The organism is Arthrobacter sp. MOO21, assembly GCF_057369995.2.
Genome location: NZ_CM170671.2, coordinates 685,003 through 696,323 on the forward strand (window position 1 = coordinate 685,003; position 11,321 = coordinate 696,323).

The window sequence follows — 11,321 nt, forward strand, 5'->3', positions numbered from 1 at the left end:
GTGGAAGTACCTGCTTATGTTTGGACCGTGACCATAGTGGGAATCGTGGGGCTGCTGGCCTTCGATTTCTTCTTCCACGTCCGCAAGGCGCACACGCCGTCCCTCAAGGAGTCCGCCACCTGGTCCGCGATCTACGTGGGCATCGCGCTGGTGTTCGGGCTCGGGGTGCTGGTGTTCGGCGGCCCCACCATGGGCACCGAGTACTTCGCCGGCTACGTCACCGAAAAGGCGCTGTCCGTGGACAACCTCTTCGTGTTCCTGATCATCATGGCCAGCTTCAAGGTGCCCCGCGCGGACCAGCAGAAGGTGCTGCTGTTCGGAATCGTGTTCTCGCTGATCGCCCGTACTGCGTTCATTTTCCTTGGCGCTGCGTTGATCACCAGTTTCGCCTGGGTGTTCTACATCTTCGGGCTCATCCTGCTGGTGACTGCCGGCAACCTGCTCAAGCCGGACAGCCACGACGACGACTCCGACGGCCTGGTGGTGAGGCTCGCCAAGAAGTTCCTGCCCGCCTCGCAGCACTACGACGGCGACAAACTCTTCACTATGGAGGACGGCAAGCGGGTCCTGACGCCGATGCTGCTGGTAATGGTGGCGATCGGCGGCACTGACATCCTGTTCGCCCTGGACTCGATTCCGGCAATCTTCGGCCTCACCCAGAACGTCTTCATCGTGTTCACCGCCACCGCGTTCTCCCTGATGGGCCTGCGGCAGCTCTTCTTCCTGATCGACGGCCTGCTGGACCGGCTGATCTTCCTCTCCTACGGCCTGGCCGTGATCCTGGGCTTCATCGGCGTGAAACTCATCCTGCACGCGCTCCACGAGAACACGCTGCCGTTCATCAACGACGGCGAGCACGTCAACGTGGTGGAGGTGAGCACCGGGCTCTCCCTGAGCGTGATCCTCGGCGTCCTGCTGGTCACCATCCTGGCTTCCATCTTCAGTCCCAAGGGCAAGGCCAAGAACGCCGTTTCGGGTGCCCGGCGGCACGCCACCGAGTACCTGGACCTGAACTACGAGACGGACATGGCGGAGCGGGACAAGATCTTCACCCGGATGGTCCGCGAGGAAGAGCAGATCCGCAAGCTTCCGGAGAAATACAAGCGGCTGGTCCGGCACGAATCCGAGTTCATGGAGCTGCTGCGCAACGCCCACACCGAGCACGACAAAGCCCAGGTGCGGGCGGACGCCAAGGGCTGACCCTGCCGGGCCATCACGGATGGCTGCGGCCGGACCCGTTTGTCAGTGCCCCTTGCTACGTTTGAAGCAGCTGTTCACCAGGGCCGGGGAACAGTCCACCGGCCCGGAAACCATTGTGGAGGCCCCGTGTTCCTGCTCGAAGCTGCCGGTGTCGATGGCGGGGCCGGCGCGCCGCCGGACCTGGTCTTTTCCGCCAGCGACCTCGTGGCCGCCAGCGAGTGTGAGTACCGCACGCTCCGGATCCTGGACGAAAAGCTGGGCCGCACCCCCAGGGCAGAGTTTCCCGCCGACGACATGCAGGCCAGGGCAGGCGAGCTTGGCGACCGGCACGAACAAACCGTCCTGGCCAGCCTCGTGGGGAAGTACGGCGAGTGGGACGCCAGCCGCGGCACGGGCGTGTACTCGCTGGAACGCGGCCAGAACCAGCGCGCGGAGCTGCAGGCCAAGCACGCGGAGACGGAGCTTGCCCTCCGCGCGGGCGCCGACGTCGTCTTCCAGGCCACATTCTTCGACGGCGAGTTCCTCGGTTATGCCGACTTCCTCGTCAACGAATCCGCAGGGACCGGCAACCCGGGCCGCTACGAGGTGTGGGACACCAAGCTGGCCCGCCACGCCAAAGTGGGGGCCCTGCTGCAGCTTGCCGCCTATGGCGACCAGCTGTTGGCGATGGGACTGGAGCCCTCCCCCGTCGTCACGCTGGTCCTCGGCACCCGCGTTGGGGACGACTGGCTCCGCAGCAGCCATTCGCTGCCCGATCTGCTGCCCGTCTTCAGGGACCGGCGACGCCGCTTCCGCGAGCTCACCGCCGGCCACCGGGCCGGTGACACCGCCGTGCAGTGGCAACAGCCCGGCGTCGTCCACTGCGGCCGGTGCGACTACTGCTCTGAACAGGTGCGGCTGCACCGCGACCTGCTGATGGTGGCCGGCATGTCGGTGGTCCAGCGACGAAAACTGCAGGCGGCCGGCATCGGCACGATCGACCAACTCGCCGCCATGCCGGCCGGCGAGGCACACAACTCCGTGGCCCGTCTCCGCGCCCAGGCAAGGATGCAGCTTGGCCTGGACCAGGCCGCCGGATCCCGGACGTTCACTAAGGACGGCTCGCCCCACACCGTTTCGTACACCGTCCTTCCCGAGCACACGATCGGTTCCCTGCCCCCACCCAGCGACGGCGATATCTTCTTCGACTTCGAGGGTGATCCGCTCTGGCAGGACCCGGCCACGGGTGCCTGGGGCATCGAGTACCTGTTCGGCGTCGTCGAGGCTCCGGTGCCGGGGGACAGCGAGCCCGCCTTCAAGCCATTCTGGGCCCACACCCGGGCCGGGGAGCGGCGCGCCTTCCTGGACTTCCTGGATTACGTGGAGAAGCGCCGCGCCCGGTTTCCGGACATGCACGTCTACCACTACGCAGCCTACGAGAAGACGGCATTGCGCAACCTCTCATTGGCCCACCAGGCCGGCGAGGACATCGTGGACGACTGGCTGCGGCACGGACTGCTGGTGGACCTGTATGCCACGGTGAAGCACTCCCTGCGGATCTCCGAGGCGTCGTACTCGATCAAGAAGCTGGAACCCCTGTACATGGGCGACAACCTGCGCTCGGGAGACGTCAAGGACGCGGGCGCCTCCGTGGTGGCCTATGCGGCCTACTGTGCCGCCCGCGACGCCGGACATAGGGAGGAGGCCGGCGCGATCCTCGCTTCCATCTCCGACTACAACCAGTACGACTGCCTGTCCACCCTCCGCCTCAGGGACTGGCTGCTGCAGATCGCGCCGCAGGCTCCTGCCGACGCCCGCTCCACGGCAGAAGGCCCGGCTGCTGCGTCGCTGTCCCTGGCAGGCGGTTCCGTGGCGGAGCCTGCGGGCGACGGAAGCCCGGACGCGGCGGACGAGACCCCGGAAGAACAGCGTTTGCGGGAGTACCTGGCCAGCCTGCCGGACAGCCGGCCCTGGACGGATGATGAACGTGCCATCGCCATGGTGGCTGCTGCCACCGGCTACCACCGCCGGGAACGCAAGCAGTTCTGGTGGCAGCACTTCGACCGGGTGGAGGCGCCGCTGGAGAACTGGTCGGAGCAGAGGAACGTGTTCGTGGTCTCGTCCGCGGAAGTCACCAGCGACTGGGCCCTTGCCAAGCCCCGTGAACGCATGCGCACCCGGGTGCTGAAGCTCCGTGGCACCATGACGGAAGGGTCGGACTTCCGTGTGGGCTCCAGCTGGTGCCGGCTGTACGATCACCCCGGACCGGACGGGATGTCGTCGCCGGACGCTGTTCCCGGCACCCGCGCCTATACATTCGGCACCAGGATCAGCGAGTTGGAGGCCGCACCGGACAACCCGGAGCACACGCTGATCACCATCGCGGAGCGCGAATCCGGGAAGGTCGCCGCCTACCCGCACCTCCCGGTGGCGCTCACCGAGGACCAGCCCCTGGGCACCGCCAGCATCGAGGCGGCCATCGCCGGGATAGCCCGGACGGTCGGTTCATCGGTGCCGTCACTGCCCGCCCAGCCCGGCCTGGACATCCTACGGAAGCTACCGCCGCGCTTCCGCACCCGCCCCGGCCCCGCGGAAGTACTGCACGGAGATGACGGCGCCGCCGACTACGCAACGGCCATTACCGAAAGCCTGCGGGACCTGGACCAGTCCTACCTTGCGGTGCAGGGGCCCCCGGGGACGGGCAAGACCCACGTGGGTGCCCATGTGATTGGCGCGCTGGTGGCTAAGGGCTGGAAGGTGGGCGTTGTTGGCCAGTCACACAACGTGGTCGAAAACCTGCTCTGCTGTGCCATCGCCAAGGGCGGCGTGGACCCGGCCCGCGTGGCTAAGAAGCTTGCTGCGGCGCATGATGTGCCGTGGAAGGCGACGGCCGACCGTGATGTGTCCCGGCTGCTGGCCTCCCCCGGCGGCTGCCTGGTAGGCGGGACCGCCTGGACCATGACCGGGAAGGAAGTCCCGGCCGGATCGCTCGACCTGCTGGTCATCGACGAGGCCGGCCAGTTCTCGCTGGCCAACACACTGGCGGTCAGCCGTGCCGCGACCAGGCTGCTCCTGCTCGGTGATCCGCAGCAGTTGCCCCAAGTGACGCAGGGAGCCCACCCGGAACCTGTTGATGAGTCCGCCTTGGGCTGGCTCGCGGCCGGCCATGCCACGCTGCCTGCGCGCCTGGGCTACTTCCTGGCGGACACCTGGCGCATGCACCCGGAGCTCTGCCGTGCGGTGTCCAACCTCAGCTACGAGGGGAAGCTCCAGTCGGCGCCGGCCGCGTCCCAGCGCGAGCTGGAGGGTGTGGCGCCAGGGGTCGAGACGGCGTTCGTGAACCACAGCGGCAATGCCACGGGCTCGAAGGAAGAAGCTGACGAGGTGGTGCGGCAGGCCCGCCGCCATCTTGGCTTGAAGTGGAAACCGGGGGCGGACAGCGAAGCCCGTCCCCTGGAGCAGCAGGATCTGTTGGTGGTGGCTGCCTACAACGCCCAGGTCCACCTGGTCCGGAAAGCCCTGGCGGAGGCGGGCCTGCCGGACGTGCGGGTGGGCACCGTGGACAAGTTCCAAGGTCAGGAAGCACCGGTGGTCCTTGTGTCCATGGCGTGCTCAGCGGTGGCCGAGGCGCCCCGCGGCGCCGAGTTCCTGCTCAACAGGAACCGGATTAACGTGGCGGTCTCGCGCGGGCAATGGCGGGCCGTCATTGTCCGCTCGCCGGAACTGACCAGCTACATGCCGCACAAGCCCGCCGCGCTGGAGGAGCTGGGAGCCTTTATCGGCCTGAGCCCCCGGGAATAGGGCCAGCAGGTATCAGTGGGCCCGGAAGCCGCGGAACGTGCCTGAGGCTGCGGACATCGAGGCCTCCACGTTGTCCACGCGGCCCGGGGTCCGGCCGGAGTTGAGCCACTCCAGGAGTTGGCGCACCTTCGGCTCGGGCCCTTCCGCCACCACGGAGACCGACCCGTCGTCGAGGTTCTTCACCTCACCCGACAACCCGAGTTCCTCCGCCTGGCCCATCGTCCAGTAGCGGAAGCCCACTGCCTGCACCATCCCGTGCACGCGGGCGTCCAGCCGGACAGCATCCTGTGCCGACCCGTCCTGCGCCGACCCGTCCTGTGCTGGACCTAGGTGCCTGGCCATGGTGCCTCCCCTCCCGTCAGCGCCTCCCCTGCCCAACCAGGTAGCAGTAAGTGCCGTTTTGAGCGCCCAAACGACACTTGGCGCTACCTGGTTGGGCGGAAGGAGGGCAGTTAGTTGATGGTGATGTCGCGGGTGGCGTGGTTGTAGCGGATCGTGACCGTGCCGCCAGCGTGGTGCAGCTCGTGGTTGGGGCCATCGAACGCGCCAAACGCGCCGTAGTTCTCTGCCCAGGAACGGTTCAGGGCAATCTTGAACGTGTAGTAGCCGGCGGGCAGGTCGGCGCTCTTCTTCCACTGCTGGTCCAGGAAGTCGAACTCCATCTGCGCTTCGTCATACTGCGGGGCCCAGTTCTCCGGGGCACCCAGGATGGTGTTGAAGTCGCCCGCGACGGCAACCGCTTCAGGCTGCGGGTGGGTCTCGACGTCCGGGCCTTCGAACGGCTCGGCCGGTGCGCCGGCGGCGGCTTCGGCGTCTGCCTTCTTCGCCGGTGCCTTGCGGGTGCGGACAGCCTTCACAACAGGCTCGACGGCGTCCTCGAGTGCCTTCGCGGCCTTGCCCACGGCGGCTGCAGCCTTCTTCGCGGGAGCCTTCTTGACAGGCTTCTTGGCAGTGCCCTCGGCGGCTGCCGGCTCAGCGGCGGCCGGTGCGGAGAACTTGCGGACGAATCCGGCAGGAGCGGCGGGAACCGGGGTGTCGGCGGGCACCGGGGTGCCGGCGTCGAGGGCGGTGGCAAACGAGACAGGGTCGGGGAAGGCGACCGTGGCGCGCATGCCGTCGTCGGTGATGGTCCAGCCGGAGCGGCCCTTGACCAGCCAGCCGGCCTTGACCAGCTTGGCGGTGGCCGAGGTGAGGGTCTTGTGGCCGCGGGGAATGCCGCCGCTGAGGAGTTCGGCCTCGTGTTCGTTGAACGGCACGCGGGCGGTGGCCTCTGCGAGGACCTGGCCTGCGTTCAGTGCATCGCCGGACCACACGCCTTCGGTCAGGACATCCAGGACGGTCTTGAGTCGAAGGAACGTGTTTTCTGCGGTGGACTTGGCCATGATTCCCCTTTTATGAAAGCGATCGGTCTTAGGCATCATGCCAAGTGCCCATTAAATCGCGCGACTTTAATTGGTTAACTCTTTGTGTCGTGACCGACTATGAAGCGGATGGTGCCGCAAGTGAGGCGGAGGTCTCGGGTAAGGGCTGTTTGCTTAACCCTCGAGCGTTGACACGGGTGCTGCCATGCACTCCCCCGGACACGCCTGCGGCATTTAGTTTACCGGGCAGAAAGCCCCGCTGTTGCGCCCGACACAGCAGGGGTCAGGAGGCCAGTTCCCGGCCGTTCAATTCCGCCAGCAGCTCGGCCTTCCGTTCCTCGGTGGCGAAGGAGGAGTGGATGGAGTTCGCGGCGAGGCGGGCCCTGTCGAAATCCGAGAGGTCGAACACTGTGGTGAGCTGGGCAAAGTTGTCGTCCACGTATCCGCCAAAGTAGGCAGGATCGTCAGAGTTGACGGAAACGTTGAGCCCGGCGGCCAGCATGGCCGGCAGCGGGTGGTCGGCCAGCGTGTCGACCGCACGGAGCCGGACGTTGGACAGGGGGCAGACAGTGAGCGGAATCCTGGCATTGACGAGGCGCTCCACCAGGTCGGGATCGTCCATGCACCGGATGCCGTGGTCAATGCGCTCGACCCCCAGGACGTCCAGGGCTTCGGTGATGTAGGACGCCGGGCCCTCCTCCCCCGCGTGCGCGGTCAGCCGCAGGCCTGCTTCCCGGGCTTGGTCGTAGAGTCGCTCGAACTTGGACGGCGGGTTCCCCACCTCGGCCGAGTCCAGGCCGATGGCGCCGATCGGCGCGTTCATGGCCAGCAACTGGCCGAAGACTTCCAGGGCCGACTCCTCGGGCAGGTCCCGCAGGAAGGCGGCGATCAGCATGGTGGAGATGCCGAATTCCTCCTGGGACGTGGCAAGCACCGAAGCGACACCGTTCACGCAGACCTCAAGCGGAATCCCACGGGAGACGTGCGCCTGCGGATCCATCATGATTTCGGCGTGCCGCACCCCGGCAGCGGCAGCGCGCGCCAGGTACGCGCGGGTCATGTCCGCGAAGTCCTGCTCGGTGCGCAGCACGGCCATGTTCGCGTAGTAAAGGTCCAGGAAGGACTGCAGGTCGGTGAACTCGTACCTTTCCCGGAGTTCCTCCAGCCCCGAGTACGGCAGGGTGATGCCGTTGCGCTCGGCCAGGGCAAAGATGAGTTCAGGCTGCAGCGTGCCTTCGATATGCAAGTGCAGTTCGGCTACGGGGAGGGGCTTGGCGGGGACGCCAGGAACCGTTGCGTCTGTTTCGGTTTCGGGCATGGTGCTGCCGCCGGCAATGTTGTCCATCCGGTCAGGATAATGCAACACGCCAGCAGCGGTTTCGATTTGATAACGCCAGGTCGATGTCCTAGCGTGAAAAGCATGCCCGCACGGCGGGCTCATTGATTGCCAGGTGCTGCCTTCACCAGAACTGCCCAGCGGCAGCCACCGACATTGACCTCTATTCGTCAGGGGCGGGCAGTGGCGCGACGATCTCCGGGGACGGAACCAGCGCTGGTGGCCTTCAGGAGCATCACCATCATGAAAAACACCAAATTCCGTACTGCCGCGCGCCGCGGAGTCACCCTGGCTGCCGTCTCAGCGGCGGGTCTGGCTCTCTCTGCCACTGCGGCCAACGCAGCAACCCCGACCTCCACATGGGATGCACTGGCCCAGTGCGAAAGCGGTGGCAACTGGTCCATCAATACCGGCAACGGCTTCTCCGGCGGCCTGCAGTTCACCTCCAGCACCTGGGCTGCCTACGGCGGCACCGGGTCTCCCGCGGACGCCAGCCGCGAACAGCAGATTGCGGTAGCTGAGCGGGTCCAGGCCTCCCAGGGCTGGGGAGCCTGGCCCTCCTGCGCATCCCAGCTCGGCCTGAGCGGCGGGGGCGGCGCGCCGGTGCAAAGCGCACCGATCCAGAGCGCACCCGTGCAGGTCCAGGGCGCCCCGGCCCAAAATGCAGCAGTGCAGCAGGCACCGGCGCCGCGGCACGCCACCTCCGTTGCCGTCAGCGGCGAGACCTACACCCTTCAGGCCGGCGATACGTTGAGCATCGTTGCCCAGAAGCTCGGCATCGAGGGCGGCTGGCAGCACCTTGCCGACGCCAACCTGGACACCATTTCCGATCCGAACCTCGTGTTCGAGGGACAGGTCATCCAGCTCCCGGCTTAAACCGGGACGGCGAGAGCCGCACCGCCTCCCAAGGCGACAAAAGCAGGTCGGCGATAGACAAATTCCGTCGACCAAACAACGACGCCGGCACATCCCCAGAAGGGATGTGCCGGCGTCGTTCCTTAATTCTCCAGGCCCTGCCGCGGGCGGCGAGGCCAGGTGCGGTCAGGAGGCGGGCAGTTCCCGCACGATCCGCACCTTCCAGGCGTGCTCGTCGCTGGTGTCCAGGAGGGCGACGGTGCCGTGGGCGAGGTTCAGCGCAACCCGCTTGACGGCCAGCAGCTCCAGGTAGAGATGCTCGTTCATGCGGCTGGGGGTGTCGATCATGTACTTCACGGCATCGCGCACCTTGCGGTAGTTGGCGCTGCGTTCACGGTGCATGTGCAGCTCCAGGGCGGAACGCTGCTTGAGCCGCGGCTCGTGCCGGTTCAGCAGCGTCACGGCGGTGTGCACTGCGACCACAAGGGTGAGGGAAACGCCGTAGATCCACCATCCGCTGGACAGCAGGAACAGGGGCAGGTTGCCGATGGCAACCAGGGCAATCACCACGCGCAGCGCGGCAATGCGGCGCACAGTGCGGGCGACGGCGGCCACGCCGTCACGGAAACGGTGCTGCTCCTTGCGGGCGGCTGCGGGGTCGATGGTGAACTCGTCGAGGACCAGGATGCCCTTCGCTTCCGGCCCGAGCATCTGCCCATACCGGGGCAGGGCTGGGCGGATGGTTCCAACGGTCTTTTCAGGTGTAGATGTCATGAGAGAGCTTCCAAAACGCGGGGGTGGTTGCGGAGATCTTAGTGGTTTAACCTGAGTGCCGTATGCAGGCGTCCATTATTTGGACATCAGGGGTGCCCTCCTGTGGCCGGCCGCACAGCAATTGGCACTTCGGGCCGGTGCCGTCAGACTGAATAGATGCAAACCTTCCTCCCGTACCCCGATTTCCGGCAAAGCGCCGCAGCCCTGGACACCGCACGGCTGGGCAAGCAGCGGGTCGAAGCGCTGCAAACGCTGCGCGCCCTGGTGATCCCCGAGTACGGCTGGCAGACCCATCCCGCGATCCGAATGTGGATGGGGCACGTCCCGGCCCTCACCATGTACGGCCTGGCGATGGTGGACGAGTGGATCGGGCGCGGCCATCCGGACAACACCCGGGCGAACATCGCGGAGTTCGCGCCGCAGGCCGCCCACCCCGACTACGCCTCGAAAATCATCCTGCCCCCGTGGCTGGGGGACCCGGATTTCCACCTCAGCCACCGTTCCAAGCTGGTGCACAAGGAACCGAAGTTCTACACCACTGTCTTCCCGGACGCAGTTCCGGAGATGGAGTACGTCTGGCCCGAGCCCCGGCACGAGTTCCTCCCGCAGGAACCCGAGGGAGAGGTCCTGTGGATCCTCCGGGACCCGCACGACGACGTCGATCCCCAGGCGCTGGACACGGTGGCCCTTCCTCCGGTGAACCGCAGCGCTGCTGCCGCGGCATCCGCCGGCGACGACGGGTACACGCCGGTCTACATCGAGGACGGTTCGAGGCGGCCCTCACGCGCCCCCAGGAAGGCTCCGCCGAAGCCGCAGGAGAAGAAGCCCACCCGCAAGCGGCTGGCGCAGGAAGAGGCGTTCCGCACCCTCCCGGGCAAGACCCCGGTGGCCGTCCCGCTGGAGGGCGGGGCCAGGTTCGCCGTGGGGCACGTCCTGGGGCGGCCCATCACGCTCGACGACGGCCGGTTCGGACGGAACTTCGAGGTCACGGAAATCATCGACCGTTCCGCGTTCGCGTATCCCGCACTCCTGCAGGATCCCCGGGTGTTCTTCCCCGTGGAAGCCCCGTAGTGACGGTCCTCCTTGCCGGATGCGGGGACCTCGGAACCGAGGCCGGCCTGCGCTTCGCCGGCCTCGGCCACAAAGTCGTGGGCTGGCGGCGCTCCCCCGCGAAGCTGCCGCGGGCCATCCAGGGTGCCGCGGCTGACCTGGGAACCCCTAACCTGCCACCCGTCCCGGCGGACACCTCCGCCGTCGTCATTGCCGTGGCTGCCGACGAACCCACCGAGGAGGCGTACCGCGCCGCCTACCTGCGCGGAGTCGCCAACGTGCTGGACGCGCTGGAGCGCGACGGCGTGGTGCCCGGGCGGGTCCTCTTTGTCTCCTCAACGGCGGTCTATGGCGACGCCGGAGGCGGCTGGGTGGATGAAGCCACCCCGGCGGCTCCAGGGGGCTTTTCCGGCCGGGTCCTTGTGGAAGCCGAGGAACTGCTTCATGGACGGCTCGCCGGCACCGGTACGTCGACCGTGTCCCTTCGGCTGGGTGGGATCTACGGGCCGGGAAGGACCCGGCTGATTGACCAGGTGCGCGGCGGTTCGGCAGTTGTCCCCCGGGACGTCCGCTACACCAACCGGATCCATCGGGACGACGCCGCGGCCGCCATCGTCCACCTCGCCACCATGGCCGCCACGCCCGCACCGACGTACATTGGCGTGGACAACGACCCCGCCGATCTTGGCACCGTACTCCGGTTCCTGGCCCTGGAGCTGGGCCTCGGGGAGCCGCCCGTCGGCGACGCCGGCCCGGCCCGCGGCGGCAACAAACGCTGCCGGAACGACCTGCTCCGGAGCACCGGCTTTGGCTTCACCTTTCCGTCCTTCCGGGAAGGGTACCGGGACATCCTGGCAGGCAACGGCGTGCGCCACCCCTAGTGTCCCCCTCCAACTTTTTGGGGGGATCCGAAGGCCGCTTCCGGCAGCACAGACTGCAGTAAAGTGCCCTTATTGTGGAGAAGT

Annotated in this window: 9 protein-coding genes; 5 read left to right on the forward strand and 4 right to left on the reverse strand. The window is 67.1% G+C overall.

All coding sequences use genetic code 11. The features are described from left to right. The gene (locus tag AC2JAJ_RS03090) at positions 1–1,200 is read left to right on the forward strand and encodes a TerC family protein (RefSeq protein WP_486414299.1); all 1,200 of its coding nucleotides are present in this window, start codon (positions 1–3) and stop codon (positions 1,198–1,200) included. Positions 1,201–1,326: 126 nt separating this feature from the next. Continuing rightward, positions 1,327–4,980 carry a TM0106 family RecB-like putative nuclease gene (locus AC2JAJ_RS03095; RefSeq protein WP_486414298.1) on the forward strand — a complete coding sequence of 1,218 codons (3,654 nt, stop codon included), beginning with the start codon at positions 1,327–1,329 and terminating at the stop codon, positions 4,978–4,980. A gap of 12 nt (positions 4,981–4,992) precedes the next feature. On the opposite strand, the gene AC2JAJ_RS03100 is transcribed toward AC2JAJ_RS03095, so the two are convergent. From AC2JAJ_RS03100 to AC2JAJ_RS03110, 3 genes are all read right to left on the reverse strand, one after another. Beyond that, complete coding sequence (locus AC2JAJ_RS03100) at positions 4,993–5,322, reverse strand: acylphosphatase (protein ID WP_486414297.1); 330 nt, start codon at positions 5,320–5,322, stop codon at positions 4,993–4,995. Between the two features lie 110 nt (positions 5,323–5,432). Beyond that, entirely contained in the window at positions 5,433–6,362 is a 930-nt protein-coding gene (locus tag AC2JAJ_RS03105) for a pullulanase X25 domain-containing protein (RefSeq protein WP_486414296.1), read from the reverse strand. Positions 6,363–6,624: 262 nt separating this feature from the next. Next, entirely contained in the window at positions 6,625–7,659 is a 1,035-nt protein-coding gene (locus tag AC2JAJ_RS03110; RefSeq protein WP_486416751.1) for an adenosine deaminase, read from the reverse strand. A 261-nt stretch (positions 7,660–7,920) separates the two neighbouring features. Here AC2JAJ_RS03110 and AC2JAJ_RS03115 point away from each other — a divergent pair, with 261 nt between their 5' ends. Then, positions 7,921–8,553 carry a transglycosylase family protein gene (locus AC2JAJ_RS03115; protein ID WP_486414295.1) on the forward strand — a complete coding sequence of 211 codons (633 nt, stop codon included), beginning with the start codon at positions 7,921–7,923 and terminating at the stop codon, positions 8,551–8,553. A gap of 165 nt (positions 8,554–8,718) precedes the next feature. Here AC2JAJ_RS03115 and AC2JAJ_RS03120 read toward each other — a convergent pair whose 3' ends face one another. Next, positions 8,719–9,306, reverse strand: a complete 588-nt coding sequence (locus AC2JAJ_RS03120) for a hypothetical protein (protein ID WP_221387046.1) — start codon at positions 9,304–9,306, stop codon at positions 8,719–8,721. A 156-nt stretch (positions 9,307–9,462) separates the two neighbouring features. Between AC2JAJ_RS03120 and AC2JAJ_RS03125 the strand changes: the two genes are divergently transcribed. Both AC2JAJ_RS03125 and AC2JAJ_RS03130 read left to right on the forward strand, forming a co-directional pair. Continuing rightward, positions 9,463–10,377: an MSMEG_6728 family protein gene (locus AC2JAJ_RS03125; RefSeq protein ID WP_221387047.1), complete on the forward strand. Its 915-nt coding sequence runs from the start codon at positions 9,463–9,465 to the stop codon at positions 10,375–10,377. Then, positions 10,377–11,237 (forward strand): SDR family oxidoreductase, encoded by an 861-nt coding sequence (locus AC2JAJ_RS03130; protein WP_486414294.1) that lies wholly within the window; start codon positions 10,377–10,379, stop codon positions 11,235–11,237. The genes AC2JAJ_RS03125 and AC2JAJ_RS03130 overlap by 1 nt, the downstream gene beginning before the upstream one ends. The last annotated feature ends 84 nt before the right edge of the window (positions 11,238–11,321 follow it).

Bases quoted from the DNA above. Each gene is read 5' to 3' on its own strand.
- AC2JAJ_RS03100 (WP_486414297.1), bottom strand. From the start codon at position 5,322: ATGGCCAGGCACCTAGGTCCAGCACAGGACGGGTCGGCGCAGGACGGG.
- AC2JAJ_RS03105 (WP_486414296.1), bottom strand. From the start codon at position 6,362: ATGGCCAAGTCCACCGCAGAAAACACGTTCCTTCGACTCAAGACCGTC.
- AC2JAJ_RS03110 (WP_486416751.1), bottom strand. From the start codon at position 7,659: ATGCCCGAAACCGAAACAGACGCAACGGTTCCTGGCGTCCCCGCCAAG.
- AC2JAJ_RS03115 (WP_486414295.1), top strand. From the start codon at position 7,921: ATGAAAAACACCAAATTCCGTACTGCCGCGCGCCGCGGAGTCACCCTG.
- AC2JAJ_RS03120 (WP_221387046.1), bottom strand. From the start codon at position 9,306: ATGACATCTACACCTGAAAAGACCGTTGGAACCATCCGCCCAGCCCTG.
- AC2JAJ_RS03125 (WP_221387047.1), top strand. From the start codon at position 9,463: ATGCAAACCTTCCTCCCGTACCCCGATTTCCGGCAAAGCGCCGCAGCC.